The organism is Ferruginibacter sp. (assembly GCF_028288465.1).
GTDB lineage: Bacteria > Bacteroidota > Bacteroidia > Chitinophagales > Chitinophagaceae > Ferruginibacter.
Genome location: NZ_JAQBNR010000067.1, coordinates 15525 through 36299, shown reverse-complemented (window position 1 = coordinate 36299; position 20775 = coordinate 15525). Strand labels below are relative to the sequence as shown.

General features: G+C 40.3%; 17 protein-coding genes and 1 other RNA gene. 1 reads left to right on the top strand and 17 read right to left on the bottom strand.

Annotated features, from left to right (window positions below; genetic code table 11):
* A partial coding sequence (locus JWR61_RS25100) for a site-specific integrase (RefSeq protein WP_301930413.1) occupies window positions 1-955 on the bottom strand: 955 nt, incomplete at its 3' end.
* A gap of 254 nt (window positions 956-1209) precedes the next feature.
* Window positions 1210-1583: a transfer-messenger RNA gene (gene ssrA, locus JWR61_RS25095) on the bottom strand.
* Window positions 1584-1712: 129 nt separating this feature from the next.
* Here ssrA and JWR61_RS25090 point away from each other — a divergent pair.
* Window positions 1713-3503, top strand: coding sequence for a MutS family DNA mismatch repair protein (locus tag JWR61_RS25090; protein ID WP_301930412.1), 1791 nt, complete (start codon window positions 1713-1715; stop codon window positions 3501-3503).
* 376 nt (window positions 3504-3879) lie between these two features.
* Here the strand turns inward: JWR61_RS25090 and rseP are convergent, their stop codons facing one another.
* The 15 genes from rseP to JWR61_RS25015 form a co-directional block, all read right to left on the bottom strand.
* Complete coding sequence (gene rseP, locus JWR61_RS25085; RefSeq protein WP_301930411.1) at window positions 3880-5232, bottom strand: RIP metalloprotease RseP; 1353 nt, start codon at window positions 5230-5232, stop codon at window positions 3880-3882.
* 120 nt (window positions 5233-5352) lie between these two features.
* Window positions 5353-6522 carry a 1-deoxy-D-xylulose-5-phosphate reductoisomerase gene (locus JWR61_RS25080; RefSeq protein WP_301930410.1) on the bottom strand — a complete coding sequence of 390 codons (1170 nt, stop codon included), beginning with the start codon at window positions 6520-6522 and terminating at the stop codon, window positions 5353-5355.
* Between the two features lie 294 nt (window positions 6523-6816).
* Entirely contained in the window at window positions 6817-8727 is a 1911-nt protein-coding gene (locus JWR61_RS25075; protein WP_301930409.1) for a DUF294 nucleotidyltransferase-like domain-containing protein, read from the bottom strand.
* On the bottom strand, window positions 8720-9415 hold the full coding sequence (locus tag JWR61_RS25070) for a 3'-5' exonuclease (protein ID WP_301930408.1): 696 nt from the start codon (window positions 9413-9415) through the stop codon (window positions 8720-8722). The genes JWR61_RS25075 and JWR61_RS25070 overlap by 8 nt, the downstream gene beginning before the upstream one ends.
* Before the next feature lie 92 nt (window positions 9416-9507).
* Window positions 9508-10839, bottom strand: a complete 1332-nt coding sequence (gene argH / locus JWR61_RS25065) for an argininosuccinate lyase (RefSeq protein WP_301930407.1) — start codon at window positions 10837-10839, stop codon at window positions 9508-9510.
* A gap of 136 nt (window positions 10840-10975) precedes the next feature.
* On the bottom strand, window positions 10976-12043 hold the full coding sequence (locus tag JWR61_RS25060; protein WP_301930406.1) for a M20 family metallo-hydrolase: 1068 nt from the start codon (window positions 12041-12043) through the stop codon (window positions 10976-10978).
* A complete protein-coding gene (gene argB, locus JWR61_RS25055; protein WP_301930405.1) occupies window positions 12040-12828 on the bottom strand; it encodes an acetylglutamate kinase in 789 nt (262 codons plus the stop codon). The genes JWR61_RS25060 and argB overlap by 4 nt, the downstream gene beginning before the upstream one ends.
* Complete coding sequence (locus JWR61_RS25050; protein WP_301930404.1) at window positions 12828-13781, bottom strand: N-acetylornithine carbamoyltransferase; 954 nt, start codon at window positions 13779-13781, stop codon at window positions 12828-12830. The genes argB and JWR61_RS25050 overlap by 1 nt, the downstream gene beginning before the upstream one ends.
* 80 nt (window positions 13782-13861) lie before the next feature.
* Window positions 13862-14218: a four helix bundle protein gene (locus JWR61_RS25045; RefSeq protein ID WP_301930403.1), complete on the bottom strand. Its 357-nt coding sequence runs from the start codon at window positions 14216-14218 to the stop codon at window positions 13862-13864.
* Window positions 14219-14311: 93 nt separating this feature from the next.
* Window positions 14312-15445, bottom strand: coding sequence for an aspartate aminotransferase family protein (locus JWR61_RS25040; RefSeq protein WP_301930402.1), 1134 nt, complete (start codon window positions 15443-15445; stop codon window positions 14312-14314).
* Between the two features lie 66 nt (window positions 15446-15511).
* The gene (locus JWR61_RS25035; protein WP_301930401.1) at window positions 15512-15877 is read right to left on the bottom strand and encodes a four helix bundle protein; all 366 of its coding nucleotides are present in this window, start codon (window positions 15875-15877) and stop codon (window positions 15512-15514) included.
* Between the two features lie 49 nt (window positions 15878-15926).
* Complete coding sequence (gene argC / locus JWR61_RS25030; RefSeq protein WP_301930400.1) at window positions 15927-16910, bottom strand: N-acetyl-gamma-glutamyl-phosphate reductase; 984 nt, start codon at window positions 16908-16910, stop codon at window positions 15927-15929.
* Entirely contained in the window at window positions 16900-18153 is a 1254-nt protein-coding gene (locus JWR61_RS25025) for an argininosuccinate synthase (protein ID WP_301930399.1), read from the bottom strand. Before JWR61_RS25025 ends, argC begins: the two co-directional genes overlap by 11 nt.
* 14 nt (window positions 18154-18167) lie before the next feature.
* Window positions 18168-18869, bottom strand: coding sequence for a GNAT family N-acetyltransferase (locus JWR61_RS25020; protein ID WP_301930398.1), 702 nt, complete (start codon window positions 18867-18869; stop codon window positions 18168-18170).
* Between the two features lie 333 nt (window positions 18870-19202).
* Entirely contained in the window at window positions 19203-20717 is a 1515-nt protein-coding gene (locus JWR61_RS25015) for a GH3 auxin-responsive promoter family protein (RefSeq protein WP_301930397.1), read from the bottom strand.
* Window positions 20718-20775 lie beyond the last annotated feature (58 nt).

Below are 20775 nucleotides of genomic sequence, written 5' to 3'. Positions count from 1 at the left end.
GGTCTTTCAATAAACATTGGGGGTCTGCCACATAGCGGTTTAGAATTTCAGCGGCAGGGGGCAGCAAGGGAATTCTGGACAGGGCATCGGTCTTTTGTCTTTTTATAAAGATCCATTTTTCGCCGTCGATGCCCGTAGCTACTTCAGAGCGTTTCAGTTTCTGAACATCTCCATAGGCAAGACCGGAATAGCAACTAAATAAAAAAATATCCCTCACAAGCGATAATCTTTCAGCATTTAATTGAAGGGACGAAATTTTCTGTAATTCACTTTCCGTTAATGCCACCCTGTCAACTTCCTTTTTTACCATGCTGAATCCTGCAAACGGATCTTTTGCCAACCAGCCATTGCGCAGGCAGCGGAATATAATTTTCCTGAAATTGCTCAGGTATTTGATGGTAGTATTGTGATTGCATTTATGCACCGCTTTCAACCAGAACTCGTATTCAGTGATAAACTCATAGCTTAGTGTAGTGATATCAATGTCTGCCAATTTATAACGGGAGAGCAAAAAAGACCTGGTGTGTTTCAATGAAGTTTCATATCGGGTAAGCGTAGTTTTTGAGTACTCATGCCCCACGAGCGCAGCTACCTGTTCATTATGCCGCTTAAATACTTCCAGCAACATATACCTCGGCTTTTCTTCTTCAATTCCCAATAAAAAATTTTTGATACTCTCGGCGGTCAATGGCCTGCCAAGTTCCAGCAGCTGCTTTTTTGCTTCATACACTTTGTGCTGCAAAACATCCAGGTAAGCATTGAAGGCTTTGACGTCCTCCGTCTTGCCGCTCATTCTTCCGGCATCCACATGCCAGCAGGCCGGGTTGCATTTTCTTTTTGTACTGATTTCACTGCGTTTACAATCAACCGTTATACGCATATAAACGATTTGCTGCGACTGATCATTTCCTTTGTTTCTTCTTAAGAAAAAAAGCAATCCAAAACTTTGTTCCATAACTCACTTTTTTAAGGTTTAAAATTAATTTTTTCAAGACTTAAAAAAGATAGTTGCTTTTGTGTAACCTGTTAACGTTTAGCTGTTTGTGTAAAGTCTGGTGAGTCTTTTTCAAAAAAGGTAAGACTCACCGAATGACTCACCAGCAATACCGGTAAAGCTGGGTAAACTGGGGGAAGGTTAGAAATAAAAATCCCCGTCAGTACTGCGTTTGACGGGGATCCTTCTTTTTTTTAATTCATTTTTACCACTAAAAGTGGAGCTGCAGGGAGTCGAACCCTGGTCCAAACATATTCGCCATAAGCTTTCTACATGTTTATTGCTGCATTAATTGTAGGGAAAAAGCCGGGGCAACACAAACCAACTTTAACCTTAGATGAATGGTCTTAAGCAATGATCACATCATTTCATTGCAGCAACCTGTTTTCTTTTTGAGTCGGCGGAGGAACTTGGCAACCGGCCAGCCCGTTCAACGGCCCTAATGGGTGCTAATCTAATAGATTAAGCAGCCATGGCATACTGAGTATTGCCATTTGAAGTTTTGGGTATTCAGATTTAAGTGCTAATTATCCAACGCACTACATGCTTACACTTACAAAGATCTATGCTGTCAAAACCGGTCAGCCCCGTTCTTTTATTAACAATTAAAAATTGATCATTACTAATAAAGAACAGCAAATTTATGAAAACTATTTTGTTACCACATGTAAAACTGTTGTGCAATACATTTGCACTTCTTATTTTAACAAAATTTCGCATGCTTCCAGAAAAATATTACAGGGACAGAATAACAACGCTGCAACAGCAATTACAGCAACAGTTGCAAAAAAAAAGCTGGCTGGGCTGGTCACGTTTTGCTGTTGTACTGATCCTTGGCTTAGCCATTTATCTTCTATTGCCGTCTGGCCTTGCTTATGTTGGGGCAGCAACTGTTTTGTTAGCCATTATTTTTACCAGGTTACTGTTTACAGATTTGCGCAATAAATCCGCCATAGAAAACACCCGTCACCTGGTACAAATTAACGAGGACGAAATAAAATCACTGGCACATAATTATTACTCATTTGATGATGGGCAGGGGTACATGCCGAAAGAGCATCCCTATGCAAATGACCTTGATATTTTTGGAAGGGCATCGTTGTTTCAATACACTGACCGCACTACTTCTGATATGGGAAGTGCTACCTTAGCACAATGGCTTTTAGAACCTGCGGATGTAGTAACCATCGTGCAAAGGCAGGAAGCTGTAAAAGAATTGACTACTGTAACTGATTGGCGCCAGCAACTGGAAGCTTTCGGCCGCCAGCAAAAAATTACAGCCGGTACACAACAAAGATTGCGTGAGTGGCTGCAAGCCACACCCCATTTTATCGGCAACTATTTTTGGAAAATAATTCAATACGCAGTTCCTGCTGTTATGATTGGCATACTTATCCTGAATATCGAGGATGTTGTTTCAAACCATGTACGCAATCTTTTTTTACTCGGCTCCGCCATCATTGCTTATGCCATGGCAAAAAAAATTGCTCCACTGCATGAGCAGGTAAGCAAAATGGCGGATGAATTATCTGTACTTGCCAACAGCGTACAGCTAATTGAACAAACGACTTTTAAGTCACCACTGCTAAATACATTGCAGCAATATTTCATTATTGAAAATACCAAAGCATCTGTTCAGTTAAAACAATTGAAAAAAATTGTAGAAAGACTGGACATCAGACTAAACCCGGTAGTGTTTGTTCCGCTGGCCATTATTTTTCAGTGGGATGTACAACAAGCCATGGCGTTGGAAAAATGGAAGCAGCGCAACCGGCAAAATATTGGAGAGTGGTTTGATGCTATAGGCGCATTGGAAGCCCTGCATAGTTTTGCAGGACTTATTTTTAATCATCCCGATTGGTGCTTTCCGGATTTTAAAACGGAGCATTTTTTTATAGAAGGCGAAAGTATTGGTCACCCGCTTATCAGCGCTGCAAAAAGAGTGAACAACAATATCAGCATAACGCACAAGGGCGAATTAATGCTGATAACGGGCAGTAATATGGCCGGAAAGAGCACTTACCTGCGCAGTATTGGTATTAATACCGTGCTGGCAATGGCTGGTGCGCCTGTATGTGCTGCATCCTTTACATTATCGCCAGTACAGATCATCAGCAGTATGCGCATTGCAGATAACCTGGAAGAAAGTACGAGTACATTTTATGCTGAATTAAAAAAATTAAAAGCCATCATCGACCGGGTAAATGCCGGTGAAAAAATATTTATTTTACTGGATGAGATATTAAGGGGTACCAATTCTTTAGACCGGCATACAGGGTCTGTAGCATTGGTAAAACAACTTATCAGGCACCAGGCAGCCTGCATTATTGCAACACATGATGTTGAACTGGCCAGGCTGAAAGAGACTTATCCCGAAAACATTTTAAACTATCATTTTGATGCGCAGGTAAGCAATGATGAATTGTATTTTGACTACCAATTAAAAACCGGCGTTTGTGAAAGCTTGAATGCTTCTATACTGATGAAAAAAATTGGAATAGAACTCTAATTTTATGTCTGATGGCTGATTTTTTAATGTCTGATTTTGAGCTGCGCCCAGTAGATTTCTTCTATGAACAGTAATGGGTATGAATTCCTTTCAGGTAACCGCCTGTTTATAATTTGAAGCTAAATTTCTCATTTATTGACGTTGGTATTTTTTCTGGTATAAAGCCTGCTATTATATCTGTTATTTAAATAAATGATTTTCGGCGTGATTGCTACAGCATCAAAAAATTAAAAAATCTACAGACTGAAAGAAATCAGACATCAGAGATTCCACATTAATTTCACAAAAAAAAGAGAACATCAAAACGACGTTCCCTTTTATATAATTATTATCTCCGTTCCGGAAAACTTATAACCTACAACCTATAACTCAAAACTTATTTGCTTCGCCCCCAGCCAAACCAGTCGTTGCCATTTGCAAACAACATAAGCCCCAGCAACAGCACCATGCCCACTATTTGTGCATATTCTAAAAACTTTTCACTTGGCTTTCTACCGGTTATCATTTCGCCCAACGTGAACAATACATGTCCGCCATCCAAAGCGGGTATCGGCAATAAGTTCATAAATGCGAGTACAATTGACAGGAAGGCGGTGATACTCCAGAAGCTTTGCCAATCCCACGGCGTAGGAAAAACAGAGCCAATGGTTTTAAAGCCGCCCATGCCTTTGTAGGCGCCGGTTTTAGGGTTGGCCATTTTTTTAAACTGGTCAACATAACCACTTAGCTTTTCCCATGTTTTAGCAACACCCGCAGGAAATGATGCCAGCAGTGAATATTTTTTTTCGTCTATTTTCAGCAGTCCTAAACTATCCAGGTCATTAAAGGTCAGCCACGGCAATCCTATTTTACCGTCTGCGTTTACACCGCTTCGCAATGCTAATTTCTGACCGTTTCTATCCACCTCAATTGTTACGCTGTCATTTTTCTTTTTCTCTACCAGTTTACCCATTTCATCAATAAAAGTGATTGGCACACCATCTACGGCAACCACTTTATCCATCCGCTGCAGGCCCGCTTTTTTTGCATTCATAGTGTCAAACATTTTATCAGATAAATCACCTACGATGGCATTTCTTCTAAAGTCGATAAAGCCTACGCCCTGCTTTTTCATTTCCACCAGCTGTCCTATTAAATCAACCGGCATCACTAGTGTTTTTTGCTGACCTTCATGTTCAACCGTTACATTGGCTGCGGTAATCATTTTGGCAGGCACGTCATCAAAATATTTTATTTCCTGCCCGTTAATAGCGATGATTTTATCTCCGTTATTAAGACCATATTTCAGCAATAAACTATCTGCACAATAAATACCGCCTTTGAATGAATTGTTTACAATTTTTTGTTCGCCCCAAACGAATAATATCATAGCGTAAATAAAAAATGCCAGCAATACATTTACCGTTACCCCTCCCAGCATAATGATCAGTCGCTGCCACGCCGGCTTACTGCGAAACTCCCAGGGCTGTGGTGGTAATTTCATGGCTTCTTTGTCCATGCTTTCATCTACCATGCCACTGATTTTTACATAGCCACCAAGGGGCAGCCAGCCGATACCATATTCGGTATCGCCAATTTTCTTTTTAACCAGTGAAAACCAGGGATCGAAGAAAAGATAAAACTTTTCTACCCTGCATTTAAACCACCTTGCGGTGATGTAATGACCGAACTCGTGTAAAATAACCAGTATGGAAAGGGATAAAATTAATTGTGCGGTTTTTGAACCCACACTTACCCAGTTAATCGCTAATAGTGTCATATTGCCCCCGTGCACACTGCATCGGGAAGTTATTTAATTGTAAAAAAATGGGTGATTGTAAAAGGCTGTGTTGTGAACGCATTCCAGGTTTTACATCTTTATCAAAGACGCCGCAAAATTACGGGCTTCACCATCACTTTCAAAATATTGTTCAAGTGTGGGAGTTTGTATAAAATGTACTTTTTCCATGGCTTGTTCCACAACCGCCGTTATGTCCAAAAAGCCGATAAGGTTGCGCAGAAAGGCCCACACGGCTATTTCGTTGGCTGCGTTTAATATGCAGGGCATGTTACCACCTTTAAAAAGTGCTTCTGTCGCCAGGGATAAATTTCTGAAAGTCTTAACATCCGGCTCTTCAAAATTCAGCGTACTAAACTTCTTAAAATCCAGTCTTGGAAAATCGTTGGCAATGCGCTGTGGAAAAGTCATGGCATATTGAATGGGCAACTTCATATCGGGCAATCCCATCTGCGCCTTGATACTGCCATCTTCAAACTGTACCATGCTATGGATGATACTTTGCGGATGCACCACCACCTGGATCTGTTCGGGTTGCAGGTTAAACAGCCATTTGGCTTCTATCATCTCCAGCCCTTTGTTCATCAGTGTTGCCGAGTCGATGCTGATTTTAGCACCCATCGCCCAGTTGGGATGTTGCAGGGCATGATGCCTTTTTACATTTACTAAAAAATTCGGTTTCTTACCTAGAAAAGGTCCGCCACTTGCCGTTAAAATTATCTTTTCAATTTTATTTCTTCCTTCACCAACCAGGCATTGAAAAATAGCAGAATGTTCACTATCGACTGGAATTACAGGGGCCCTGTTTTCCATTGCTTTTTGCATTACAATTTCACCCGCTACTACTAAGGTTTCCTTGTTTGCCAGCCCAACAGCTTTGCCTTTTGATACGGCTTTTAAAGTAGGTTTTAAACCTGCAAAGCCTACAATACCCGCCAGCATCATATCATACGTATCAAAATCAGCCACTTCCTCCAATGCGGCTACGCCGGAAAAAACTTTTGTATTTTCTGAAGCCAGTGCATCTTTTACCTTCTGGTATTTGGATTCATCACCGATAACAACGGCATTGGGTTTAAATTCAAGTGCCTGTTTTATCAATAATTCATCGTTCGTTTGGGCTGTTAAAATCTCTGCTTCAAACGACTGTGGATTTGCCCGAATCACTTCCAGCGCCTGGGTGCCGATGGAACCCGTGGAACCAAAAACTGCAATTCGCTTTTTTTGAATGGCGTCTGCCATAATTTAATTTTTTTAATACCTGAGAAAATTGGAAAAAATGTAACGGTTTTTATCAATGGATTATTTGATTTGGCAAATTACATCTTTAAATCTTTAAATGCATCAGTGTTGTATTTTATATATATCTAAGTGTGTTACAGGATTTGTTTGCAAATAAAATTCAGGTAACAATGGTCAAATGATAACGTATTCACCTTCATTTCAGATCAGAAAAAAGTTTCTAATCTGCAAAGGCGGACAACTTGCAAGAATGATGCTATAAATTAAAAATGAGCCAACTTTTTTTGTACGGTACTACCCTAACAAATTACCGGTAAACTGCATACGGATACGCAACTGAAAATTTTCAATGGTTTTGAAAATTTCCTTCAAAGTAAGCTGGTCTATTTTTGATAATTGTTGAGGCATTATGTAATTATCCGGTGGCAAATGATCGTGGATAATATGCTGTGACTGTGTTTTAAGGCGGAGCCCCATTAAGTAATAGTATGACTGTAGTAGCTCTGTTACTTCACTTTCAGTGAACACCTGTTTGTCTTTTAAGGCCTTTAATCTTTCACCGGTGTTTGGTTCAAAGATGCGGCTTTTCAATGCATATACCCTTACCAGGTCAACGATGGGCGTCATGGCTTTTTTAATATCAAATACTTCTTTTTTATCTACTTTAAATGTTCGGATACTTTTGAAGAAAGGCGTAAGAGGCGGCTCGTACTGCAGTGCGTTCTTCGCCATAAAATGAAACAGCCTGTCCATAGGATTCTGCAATTGTTCATCCAGAAAAGCTTCCAGCTCTTTCATGATATTTTCATCTCCGTAAATATAACGGCAATCAAAAAATGTTGCTATCTGCATTACTGTCTCGGGTAAACTTTCGTTCATCCAGGCCAGGTAATTATTTTTCCAGTGCGATAAAGAGTGTGTCCACTTGGGATTTTGTGCCATATAACCGCCGGTACAATAACTAAACCCAATCGTATTTAAATGCCCGGAAACCATCGTTGCAAATTCCAGAAAATATTCCCTTACCTCTTCCCTGTGTTCATTGGCTTTGTCTTCATAAATAATGGCATTGTCCTGGTCTGTTTTCAACGTTTGTTCTTTACGTCCTTCGCTGCCCAGCACCATAAAAACAAATTTTGCCGGTGCAGGCCCCATTTGCCTGGTGACGGTTTCAATCACTTTGATAGCAATTGTATCTGATACTGTTGTGATGACCTGGTTAACGATGGCAGCATGTACACCACGTTCCAGCAACTGGGTTACCAGCCTCGGAACCGCTTCCCACTTGCGTTTCAGCTCATCAATTGATAAAGCTTGTTTTACCGATTGAATGAATACCAACGGCGACTGGCCTTGTTCACTCATCAATTTATTGCGACTGATAAAACCAATATACTCGCCATTTTTTTCGACGAGCAGGTAACGTTTTTTTGTGCGGAACATATTCAGCACGGCTTCGTAAACAAAAGCATGCACATTTATAGAAGCTACCGGACTATCCATAATACTGCTGACCGGGCTTTCAAAACTGGCTTGTTTGGCAACCACATTATCCCTGATGGTAATATCCGTTACAAAGCCAATTATTTTGCTTTGTTCATTTTTTACAAACAGGCAACTTATTTTTTGCTGGCCCATCACAATAGCCGCCTGGTACACCGGCGTATCTGCCCGGCACCATATAATTTCCCTGTACTCTATGCTCTCAATGCGAAGCGAATACAATTGTTCTGATGAGATAAAACTCTTTTCGAAGTTGGTAGGGTTTTTATAAAAATGCGCAAACTCTTCGTTGAGCATTCTTTTGCCGAATGAATCTGTGAAATGCTGGTAAAAAGCTTCGTGCTCCCGGCACAACGCATTGAAAGCCTTCCTGGGCAAGGTATACACCACCGTGTCCTTTTTTACAATAACAGTAGTTAATGATTTTCTTCCGTTCAACAGTTCTGAAATACCACCAAAGCAATCGCCCGGTTTAAATATTTCTACCAGTCTTTTATTGTGGCTGCTGTCATAAAAAAAAGTTTCATATTCACCGGCTGCTATAATATCAACCCCTTTTAACCGTGTAGTTTCCTGGTGATAGATGGTGGCGTCTTTAGGATAGTGCACTTCGCCCAATAACCCCGCAGTATGCTCAAGTACGTCTTGCGGCAATAAATTAAAAGGCACTACTGTTTTAAGAAAACTAATCCGGTTATCCATAATGACTGGCTATTAAAAAGGCACTTATTAAAAGAAACAGTACAGCAATTAACCAACCCGATTTTTTGCTATTTTTTTCGTACTGTTTAAACTGAATGGGTGGTTGTGTAAAGCTGCAAATTTCTTTTCTTTTTACCAGTTCAAAAAAACATTCCGCTGTTGCAGTAGCATCCACCATTGCATTGTGCTGACTTAACAATGGTCGCTTAAAAAGTAATTCGTATAAATTTCCCAGTCGTAAGAATTTACTTTCCGGATTTTGTTGCAGATGCTGGGTAGCTTTCATGATGCAAAAAGTACTTAATTTCTCCAGAGGATTTTCCAGTGCTTCCCTGAAATAATCAGCGCCAATGACCCGGTAATCAAGCTCTGTAAAGTGTCCAACAACCATAGGTTCGTATTGTTGCAGATCTTTTGAAAGTAGTAGCAATAAATCCTTGCGGGGCATCCCTGTTTGTTGCAGAAACTGTTTGGTGAGGCCGTGAATATTTAATGCCCCCGGCGAGATGTCAAAATCATTGTTATTGATGTAGTGATTTTCTTCTTTAATCTTTTCGCCGGTCTTTGTAAATATCAGCCAGGAAATTTGTACCGCATGCGGCCAGTTATCGGGAACACTGTAAGGAAGGGTCCATTTTTTGGGTAAGCCGGAAGCTTCTGTATCAATAAATAAAAGATAATCTGTCACCGGCAAACAATAATTTTTGCAAAGATATTATTCCTTGCAATACAGACTAGGGATAATCAAAAGAAGGCTGTTTATTTTATGAAAAGAAGCGATCAGGCAAGCAATGTTTCAATGGCTTCATTTACTTTGTTGAAATTGAATTTTTTAATCACCTCGTCCATCATTTGCTGAATTTGCTGGTTGCATAAATTGCCGATGGAACCTTCGTGTGTATGAGCTGTTACCGGCGTATAATTAAATTTGCCGGCCTCAATATCAAGCCCCACTTTTTTATAGGCATCCCTGAAAGGTATACCCTGCAGCACCAGTTTATTTACTTCTTCCACACTAAAGAGATACTTGTATTTTTCATCCTGTAAAAGATTCCGCTTTACTTCAACATTGCTCAGCATCAGCCCGGCCATTCGCAGGCAGTTTTGCAGATTTTCAAATGCCGGAATGATGTGTTCTTTTAGTAGTTGTAAATCTCTTTGATACCCTGATGGCAGGTTGGTTGTCATCAGCATAATCTCGTTGGGCAAAGCCTGTATGCGGTTGCAATGAGAACGGATCAATTCAAATACATCCGGGTTCTTTTTATGCGGCATAATGCTGCTGCCGGTTGTTAATTCATCCGGAAAACTGATGAAAGCAAAATTCTGGTTGAGGTATAAACAGGCGTCCATACTGAGTTTGGAAAGACTTGCAGCAATATTGGCCAATGCAGATGCTACAATGCGTTCCGTTTTACCGCGGCCCATCTGAGCATACACTACATTGTAATTCAAATTTTCAAATCCAAGTAACTGCGTAGTCATGGTGCGGTTGATGGGAAAAGAAGAACCATACCCTGCCGCGGAACCAAGCGGATTTTTGTTGACAATTTTATAAGCAGCTTCCAGCGTAAGCAAATCATCTGTTAAACTCTCTGCGTACGCACCAAACCATAAACCGAAAGAGGAAGGCATAGCGAGTTGCAAATGCGTATAACCGGGTAGCAAATCGTCTTTATATTTTTCGCTCTGCGCAATCAGCAGATCAAAAAACTCTTTTGTACTGTGTACCAGTTTTTCAATTTCGCTTCGCAGAAATAATTTCAGGTCAACTAATACCTGGTCGTTCCTGCTCCTGGCGCTATGGATTTTTTTACCAATATCACCCAGCTTTTGGGTGAGCATCAGTTCCACCTGGCTGTGAATGTCCTCTACCCCATCGTCTAATTTAAAACCTCCTTTGGTTATTTGGGCATAAATTTCTTTTAACGCCACTTCTAACACTACCAACTCATCTTTCGTTAGTAAACCTACCGACTCCAGCATTTTTGTATGTGCCAGCGAACCCAGCACATCAAAAGGTGCCAGGTAAATATCAAGGTCACGGTCATTGCCTACCGTAAATTTTTCTACTTCCTTTAAGGATGCTTTATCTTTTTGCCAGAGTTTCAATTAGTTTGTTTTTGTTGTTTGTATTATTTATTTGCAGATCATGGCTGTATCAGCTAGCTGTTCCAAAATCATTTTCTATTTGGCGCAACATAAAATCAGATTTAGATTAAATTTTCAATTCCAACCATGAATCAATTTACACAATTTGCTCCACCAATTGTATGTACGTCTTAATACCATTCTGAATTTCTGCCAGGTAGATAAATTCATCTGCAGTGTGACTTCTGGCGCTGTCACCCGGCCCCATTTTTAAAGTTGGGAATGGCATCAATGCTTTATCAGATGTGGTGGGTGATCCATAATACCCTTTGCCCAATTTGATGCCTGCCAATACCAATGGATGATCCAAAGGAATAGAAGTTGATTTCATCCTGGTTGTACGGGGCTTAAACTGGCTTTTTAAATTTGTCTTTAATGCATCCAGTATTTCATCAAAAGTGTACAATTCGTTTACTCGTACATCAATTACAAACTTGCATTGCGCCGGTACAACATTGTGTTGCTTGTTGTCTGTATCAATAACGGTCACGGTTAGCCGCGATTCGCCCAGCAGGCTGCTCTCTTTATCAAACTTATAATTTCTTATCCAGTTAATATCGTCGACTGCTTTATACAAGGCATTCTCTCCTTCAGCACGGGCCGCATGGCCTGCACGGCCAATAGCAAGACAATCAATTACCATCAGGCCTCTTTCGGCAACCGCCATTTCAAGTTTGGTTGGTTCGCCCACAATACCAAAATTGATATTACCCAGGTAAGGCAACACCAGCTCTATACCATTTACCCCGCTGATTTCTTCTTCGGCACTTGCCGCAAATACCACATTATGTGTAGTATCCGGCTGGTTGTGAAAATGTAAAAAAGTAGCCATCAGCGACACCAGGCAACCTCCGGCATCGTTACTGCCCAAACCAAATAATTTACCATCTCTTTCAACCGGCGTAAAAGGATCCATTGTGTATCCCTTATTCGGCAATACGGTATCATGGTGAGAATTTAACAGGATGGAAGGTTTGTTAACATCATAATACCTGTTTTTTGCATAGATATTATTGCCCACCCTGGCAAAAGGAACATCGTGCTTTTTAAAAAAGGCACAAATTATTTCTGCGGTATCATTTTCCTCTTTGGAGAAAGACGGAGTCGCAATCAATTGCTTTAGCAACCCTACCGCTTCGTTGTATAATTCGGTTGTTGTCATCATTTTATTAAAGTTCCTTTTGTATCGGGTGTAACGTTTTGTAATAAATCATTTGCATGGCCAATCAGTACTTCCTTTACGCCACTGTTGATGGCTGCAAATGCATTGTCAATTTTTGGCAATATGCCGTCGAATAATTTTTTGTCTGCCAGCAGTTGCTGGTATTTTTCTTTCGTAATTAATGTAATCACTGAATTTTCATCGGCTACGCTTTCCAGCACGCCGTTCTTTTCAAAACAATAAATCAGCCTTACATTATAACTGGCTGATAAAGCTACTGCCAGTGAAGAAGCAACGGTATCCGCATTGGTATTGAGCATCTGGCCTTTCCCATCATGTGTTAGTGGCGCAATCACCAGCGTGAAATTATTCGCCAGTAATACTTCTAAATTTTTTACAGCGATCTTTTCTTTTTCTACATCGCCAACAAATCCATAATCAATATCTTTTACTGGCCGCTTAACCGCGGGGATAATATTCGCATCGGCACCTGTTAAACCAATCGCATCGCATTGCAGGGATTGCAATTGAGCAACTATTTTTTTATTCACCAAGCCGCCATACACCATCGTCACTAAATCAATAGTCGCTTCATCCGTAATCCTTCTGCCATTTACATAATTGGATACAATACCTAATTGTTCCCCTATTTTTGTAGCAATCTTTCCACCGCCATGCACCAGTATTTTTTTGGCCTTGATGGAGGCAAAATTTTGCAGGAATGCAGCGAGATTTTTCTCATCATCGATTACATTACCTCCTATTTTTATAACAAAAAGCTGTTCCATTAAAGTCCGCTTAATATTTCTGAAATTACCGCCTGCGCTGCCCAAACCCTGTTACCAGCTTGCTTTGTAACCAGGCTGTTTTCACTGTCTAATATTTCATCGCTCAATTCTACATTTCTGCGAACAGGTAAACAATGCATCACTTTTGCATTGTTGGTCAGTTTTATTTTATCTTCTGTCAGCATCCATGCAGGGTCGTTGCTGTAAATTTTTCCATAATCATTGTAAGTGCTCCAGTTTTTTACATACACAAAATCGGCATCCTTCAATGCATCATTCTGGTTGGTATTAATAGTTGCCCCTTTGGTGTACTGCTCACTTAATTCATAATGCTCCGGGTGCGTAATTACAAAATCCGCCTCACCCCAGGCATTTACCCACTGGGCGAATGAATTGGCTACGCACTGCGGCAACGGCTTTACATGTGGTGCCCAGGTTAATACAATTTTAGGCTTATGTGTTGCAGCAAATGTTTCTTTTATGGTAAGAATATCCGTGAGTGATTGTAAAGGATGCAGCGTGGCACTTTCCAAACTTATGATGGGCACACCGGCATATTGCACGAATGAATTCATCACCAATTCGCTGTAATCATCTTCCCTGTTTTTTAATGAAGGAAATGTGCGGATACATAAAATATCAAAGTACTGCCCGAGAATCGGCGCTGCATCTTTTACATGCTCCACCGTGTTGCCACTCATGATAGCGCCTTCTTCAAATTCCAACGCCCAGCCTTCTTTATCTACGTTAAAAACAATGGCTTCCATACCCAGGTTTTTTGCGGCTACCTGTGTACTTAAACGGGTACGCAGGCTTGGGTTTAAAAACAACAATCCAATGCGTTTGTCTGCACCCAACGTCCTGTCTGCAAATGGATTTTTTTTGTAAGCCAATGCCTTTGCAACAAGCGCATTGATATCCGGTACATCGTTTACAGAAATAAAATTTTTCATTCTTAAAGCTGAAAGCTGAAGGCTAAAAGCTCAAAGCGTAAAGCTGAAAGCTGAAAGCATACAGTATGGTTAATTAATAACTATTTTCTTATTGATTTTATTAAATTTATAAGCATTGCTTTAACAGAATTTACTTTGCTATTTGACAATTGGTAAATTTCGTTATTAATATATTGCAAGTCAAAAGCAAGCAATAAACAATATTCTGTTTCCTGAGCCGAACCTAAAGAAATATCAAGAAAATGCACAAAGTCCTTGTCAGTACTACGGCCGCATCCCTCTACAATATTTAAGGGAATTGAATAAGCCGCCCTTTTCAATTGAGAAAGAAGATCATACTTCTCATTTATTGGAAAAGATGCTAAAACTTCCTTGTAAATAAACAAAACAAGCTCATGCGATTTAACCCAGACATCATATTTTCTATAATCTCTCATCTTATTAAAAAATGCTGTTTCGGAACTGCGATGATTTAACCGTTAATATTTGCTATTAGCTGCATATAGCTTTTTGCCTTCAGCCTTAGGCTTTCAGCTTTCAGCCTTAAGCTCTTCCTTGAATGCTTCTAAAAAAATATCCGCTTCCACTTTTGTAATATTCAATGCCGGCAATAACCTGATCACGTAAGGCTTTGCTTCACCCGTAAATATTTTGTGTTTGAACAACAGGTTCTTTTTCACGTCTTTTAATTCTTCCGGCAGCTCTATCCCGATCATTAACCCACGGCCTCTTACTTCTTTAATTTTGGAAAGTTTTTTTAATTCAGTAATCAGGTAATTTCCAACTGTTTCGGCATTCTTCATCAATGCATCTTTTTCCATTACTTCCAGTACGGCAAGTGCAGCTGCACATGCCAGATGATTGCCGCCAAAAGTTGTACCCAGCATAAAATATTTTGCATGAATTTTTGGCGCTATGGAAATACCGGCCACAGGAAAACCATTACCCATTCCTTTTGCCATGGTGTATATATCGGCGTTTACACCACTGTGGTCGTGACTGTAAAACTTGCCTGTTCTGCCGTAACCGCATTGAACTGAATCGGCAATGTATACTGCATTGTATTTATCACACAGGCTTCTTATTTTTTGCAGAAAACTGTCTGATGCTACATTGATGCCGCCAACTCCCTGGATGCCTTCAATGATCACAGCACAAATTTGCTCCTGCTTAAATGCTTCTTCCAGTGCGGCTTCATCATTAAAGGGAAGAAAGATAACATTATCGGTTTGGTTTACCGGCGCTACAATAGATGGGTTGTCGGTAACAGCAACGGCTAAAGATGTTCTGCCATGAAAGGCTTTGCTGAAAGCAATGATTTTTTTCCTGCCATTGTAAAAAGAAGCCAGCTTCAGCGCATTTTCATTTGCTTCCGCACCGGAATTACACAGGAATAACTGGTAATCTTCCTTGCCTGAAACTTCGCCTAATTTTTTCGCCAGTTCTACCTGTAATGGAATTTTTATGGAGTTGGAATAGAAGCCAACTTTATGCAACTGATCTTCCAAACGTTGCACATAATGCGGATGCGTGTGGCCGATAGAAATTACCGCATGGCCACCATAAAGGTCTAAATATTTTTGATCTTTGTCGTCCCAAACGTAGGAGCCTGCTGCTTTTACGATGGTGATGTCATTGAGGGGATATACGTCGAATAGATGCATGTTAGTTATAAGTTATAAGTGATAAGTTGTAAGTAAGACCATCTGTATAGAAGTTCATTTTGATCTTCAGGAAATGGCAGTGGGTCTTACTTTTAAAATCAATGCAATCAGCATAGCTTTAATTTCATTTATTGATACTGTCAAACCCTCGTATTTATCCATTTGCAGGTACCCTAAATCCTTCGACAGTAAAATAAAGTATTCCGCTTCATTCGCTGATCCCAATGCTGTATTCAAATATCTTGCAAAGTCTGGTTTAGTATTCTTACCGCAGCCTTCTGCAATATTTGCAGGAACAGATGAGGCTGCCCGTCGCAACTGACTCGTAAGGCTATAAATTTTTTCTTTAGGAAAAAGTTTACTTAAGCCATATACATTCAATGTAAATTGATGCGCCTTCTCCCAAACTTTTAAATCTTTATAATTTTGCATACCCGTGAGTTTACAACTTATAACCTACTACTTACCACTTACAACTTTCTCAAAACCACGCAGCTTTCAATTTCAAGCCAGCAGTCTCTTCCAGCCCAAATAACAGATTCATGTTTTGAACCGCATGGCCGCTGGCGCCTTTTAGTAAATTATCAATCGCAGAATGAACTACTAATTTAGTCCCCACTTTTTCCAGCTGAATCACGCACTTATTGGTGTTGACAACCTGTTTTAAAAATATCGGTGCCTTGCTGACGGCTACAAAGGGATGCGTTGAATAAAAATTTTCAAACAACACGGTCAATTCCTCAATGCTTAAATCGCATTTTAAAGTGGAGCTGATAAAAATACCTCTTGTAAAATCTCCCCGCCACGGAACAAAACTAATGTCGATATCGTCATTCTTCTGCAGTTGTAACAAGGACTGCCCTATCTCGCCAAGGTGCTGATGTTCCAGCGTTTTATAAGCTTGTATATTATTTGCCCGCCAGCTGAAATGCGATGTAACGCTTAATGCCTGTCCCGCGCCTGTTGATCCGGTAATGCCGGTCGTGTACACTTCATTTAATAAACCAGCGTTTGCAAGCGGTAATAAACCCAGCTGAATAGCTGTTGCAAAACAACCGGGATTGGCAATGTTTTTTGCCGTACGGATAGCTTCCCTGTTTAATTCAGGTAATCCGTAAACAAAGTTGCGGTTGTCAATGGTCGCTTTATTACTCAACCTGAAATCCTGGCTGAGGTCAATTATTTTGATGTGGTCTGCAATGGTATTTTCTGATAAAAACTTTTTGGCGTCGCCGTGGCCAACACATAAAAAAAGCACATCAATATCGTCGCTTAACTCTGCGCTGAAGGTTAAATCGGTTTCGCCAATCAGGTCTGCGTGTACTTTACTGACAGGGTTGCCGACATTGCTGCTGCTGTTTATAAAGGCAATGTCAACTTGTGGATGGTTGATCAATAAGCGCAGTAGTTCGCCGCCCGTGTAACCTGCACCGCCAACAATACCAACTTTTATTTTACTGGCCATTGTTGGCTTCTTTTACTTTGTGATAAATGGAGGTTTGGTTACCAAATATTTTACTAAAACCTCTTACATCTTCGCCTGTAAAGCCGGTGTTCATTTCACCATATTTACCAAACTTATCGCTCATTAAATCATTGGCAGATTCAATCCCAATTACCTGGAAACGGTAAGGATTTAATTGTACAAAAACATCCCCTGTAACCGTTTGCTGGCTGCTTTCAAAAAAGGCCTCAATATCTCTCATCACCGGGTCCATAATTTGTCCTTCGTGCAACCAGTTGCCATAAAACAATGCCAGCTGATCTTTCCAGTTTAATTGCCATTTGGTGAGCACGTGTTTTTCCAATGCATGGTGCGCTTTTAAAATAATCATCGGCGCAGCAGCTTCAAAACCTACACGGCCTTTTATGCCAATAATGGTATCACCCACATGTATATCGCGGCCAATGCCGTATGCACCGGCAATGCTTTGCAAGTATTGAATGGCTTCTGTCGGGTGATCGAAGCTCCTGTCGTTAACGCTTTTTAATTCTCCTTTTATAAAACCCAGTTTCACTTCTTCAGTGCCTGTTTTTGTTACCTGTGTTGGCCATGCTTCTTCCGGCAAAATGCCTTTGCTTTTCAATGTTTCTACCCCACCTACACTTGTTCCCCACAAACCTTTATTGATGGAATAAACGGCTTTAGCGAAATTCATTTCAACACCCTTTTCCTTCAGGTAAGTAATTTCCTCCTCGCGGCTCAATTTTAAATCCCTTATGGGTGTAATGATTTCAACACCCGGAATCAGGATATGAAAAATCATGTCAAACCTCACCTGGTCGTTACCGGCGCCGGTGCTGCCATGCGCTACCCCACCCGCATTCAACGCTTTGGCGTGGGCGGCTATATGCAACGCCTGGCTTAATCTTTCTGCACTCACGCTTAACGGGTAGGTGTTGTTTTTTAAGCAATTTCCAAAAACCAGGTATTTAATAATGGTATCGTAATAATCTTTTACTGCATCAACTGTAGTATGCGTTGTAACGCCCAACGTGTAGGCATGCTGTTCGATCGTCTTTAATTCTTCCGGTGTAAAACCACCGGTGTTTACAATTACCGAATGTACCTCGTACCCTTTATCAATGGTTAAATATTTTACGCAAAAAGAAGTATCTAATCCGCCACTAAAGCCGAGTACAATTTTACGTTTTTGTGCGGTTCCGGCCGTGGCCACATTTTTTAAATCCGATGCTGCTTGATCCATTATTTAAAATTTATTTATACCAAATTGAAATACTTCAATAAAGATTTTGGCAAACTGCCACCGCCATCTTTTTTCTTTAACAACTTCAACAAACGGCTTTGCTTTACATGCATAAAACGTTCGTATAATTTTGAATGCTGCTTAAAGTCTTCTTTTGTTTCTTCAGGCTCATAATGATCTGCAGGATCGTACAACATGGCCGTACACATACAGTTTTTTCTTTCCTTGCTCATCAAAATATCGTAGTTCACACAGCTTTTACAGCCTGCCCAAAACTCTTCATCATCTGTTAATTCAGAATATGTTACGGGTTCATATCCCAGGTCGCTGTTTATTTTCATCACAGCAAGGCCAGTAGTTAAACCAAATATTTTTGAAGTGGGATATTTCTCTTTACTCAAATCAAATATCCTGCGCTTGATTTGTTTTGCAACGCCGCTTTTTCTAAACGCTGGTGCCACGATTAAACCGCTGTTGGCAACAAACTGATCATGCCCCCAGGCCTCAATGTAACAGAAGCCAACCCACTCGCCATCGGTGGTTACGGCTATTACAGCCTTGCCTTCATTGATCTTTTTCTCGATGTATTCGGGAGAACGTTTGGCTATACCGGTACCACGGGCTTTTGCAGAAGATTCCATTTCGGCGGTAATAGTAGTAGCATAATGGCTGTCGCTTGAAGTGGCAACCCTAACTATGATGTTATTCGTTTCCAATTGTATAAAATTGAACTGTTGTGTAAATAAGAATTTGTAAGAACCTGTTTTTTGGAGATTTTTTCACTGACAGGGGCAGGTTTCAAGTGCTCGGCCTATCAGCATCCAGGACTACGTCGGGGGCATGTAACCAATGCATTCATCGCTGAAAAAATAATTTCAGCCGCCTGGTTGTGAGTATTATATGGTCTGTTTTGCTTCACTTGTTGATTTTGTTATTCAGCAGATGCAAATGTATAACATTTTATAAATCAAATGTGCTAAAATTTACAAAACTTTTATTGGCGTAGTTGTTAACCAAAGCTTTAGTTTCCGCATTGGCATTGAGCGCCATCAGGCAAAAGCAATCCTGTTGTTTAATATAAACGGTTGCAGTTCTTCCGCAATTTTACGGTCGTTGCTTAGCCTTGGCACTTTATTTTGTCCACCCAGCTTACCAACGCTTTTCATATAGTCGATAAAACCATTCTTTTTTACAGGTGCTATTTTTAATTGCTGTAAAATATTACCGGCAATTAAATCATCGTAATACACATTTTTTGTGCGTAAGTTGTCATCTATTTTCCGGGCAAATGCATTTAAATCAGTTGGTGCATTTTCAAATTCTATAAACCATTCATGATAGCTTTTACCGCCATTGGTTGATATCATCGGAGCTACAGTAAATTCTGTTATATGGATGTTTTCTTCATTGGCGGCTTTCATTAACGCTGCTTCTACTTCTTCGCCAATTACATGTTCGCCAAACGCAGAAATAAAATGTTTGGTTCTGCCGGTCACCAATATGCGATAAGGATTAGTAGAGACAAACTTAATGGTATCGCCAATATTGTATGCCCACAAACCGGCATTGTTACTGATAACAAGTGCATAGTTCTCGCCCACTTTCACATCTTTCAATGTAAGCCTGGTGGGGTTTTCATTAAAGATTTCACCTGCAGGTACAAATTCAAAAAATATTCCACTGTCAGTGTTCAGCAACAATCCTTCTGCTTCCTGCGAATCCTGGAAAGCAAAAAAGCCTTCACTCGCAGGGTATAACTCTATGCAATCTATTTTGCGGCCAATGCTTTCGTTCAGCTTGGCTTTATAAGGTTCAAAGTTTACACCGCCCTGTACCATGACGCTAAAATTGGGGAACAGGTCGCCTATTTTTTTACCGCTTTTTTCCGCAAGCCTGTCAAAATACATTTGCATCCAAGGTGGTATGCCACTAATGAGCGTCATATTTTGTTCGATGGTTTCCTGCACAATTTTATCCAGCTTCGTCTCCCACTCTTCAATGCAGTTGGTTTCGTAATTGGGTAACTGGTTGGCACGTAAATATTTTGGTACATGATGATTTACAATACCACTTAATCTGCCTGTCGGGATGCCGCCAATGCGTTCCAGTTCAGGCGAACCGCTTAGAAAAATCATTTTACCATCGGCAAATTTTGTATTGCCGGTTTCTGACATATACATCAGCAGTGCATTTCGGGCCGTGTTGATATGGTTGGGAATAGAATCTTTTGTTATGGGAATATATTTTACCCCGCTGGTGGTGCCACTGGTTTTAGCAAAATAAATTGGTTGACCTTTCCACAAAATATTGTGTTTGCCTTCCTTTATTTTTTCGATGTAAGGTTTAAATTCTTCGTAGTCCCTGATGGGAACCTGCCGGACAAAATCTTCGTGCGTTTTTATGTCGGCGAAGCCGTGTTCTTTTCCGAATACAGTTTTGGAAGCTGTTTTGATGAGGTCGTTAAAGATAGATTGCTGGTCTTCTACAGCGGTCTCGATACTTTTTTTTATTTGCTTGTTGATGTAACCAGCGAATGGCTTTGCAAAAAAAGATTTTATTTTCATGATATCCTCAATCGTTAAGGCACAAACTTACACAGTTTTATGCATGCTAAATGTGAAA

Coding starts and splice junctions, on each gene's coding strand:
- JWR61_RS25025 (WP_301930399.1), bottom strand. CDS start 18,153: ATGGATCAAGCAGCATCGGATTTAAAAAATGTGGCCACGGCCGGAACC.
- argC (WP_301930400.1), bottom strand. CDS start 16,910: ATGGCCAGTAAAATAAAAGTTGGTATTGTTGGCGGTGCAGGTTACACG.
- JWR61_RS25035 (WP_301930401.1), bottom strand. CDS start 15,877: ATGCAAAATTATAAAGATTTAAAAGTTTGGGAGAAGGCGCATCAATTT.
- JWR61_RS25045 (WP_301930403.1), bottom strand. CDS start 14,218: ATGAGAGATTATAGAAAATATGATGTCTGGGTTAAATCGCATGAGCTT.
- JWR61_RS25080 (WP_301930410.1), bottom strand. CDS start 6,522: ATGGCAGACGCCATTCAAAAAAAGCGAATTGCAGTTTTTGGTTCCACG.
- JWR61_RS25060 (WP_301930406.1), bottom strand. CDS start 12,043: ATGATGACAACAACCGAATTATACAACGAAGCGGTAGGGTTGCTAAAG.
- JWR61_RS25090 (WP_301930412.1), top strand. CDS start 1,713: ATGCTTCCAGAAAAATATTACAGGGACAGAATAACAACGCTGCAACAG.
- argB (WP_301930405.1), bottom strand. CDS start 12,828: ATGGAACAGCTTTTTGTTATAAAAATAGGAGGTAATGTAATCGATGAT.
- JWR61_RS25040 (WP_301930402.1), bottom strand. CDS start 15,445: ATGCATCTATTCGACGTATATCCCCTCAATGACATCACCATCGTAAAA.
- JWR61_RS25015 (WP_301930397.1), bottom strand. CDS start 20,717: ATGAAAATAAAATCTTTTTTTGCAAAGCCATTCGCTGGTTACATCAAC.
- JWR61_RS25050 (WP_301930404.1), bottom strand. CDS start 13,781: ATGAAAAATTTTATTTCTGTAAACGATGTACCGGATATCAATGCGCTT.
- JWR61_RS25075 (WP_301930409.1), bottom strand. CDS start 8,727: ATGGATAACCGGATTAGTTTTCTTAAAACAGTAGTGCCTTTTAATTTA.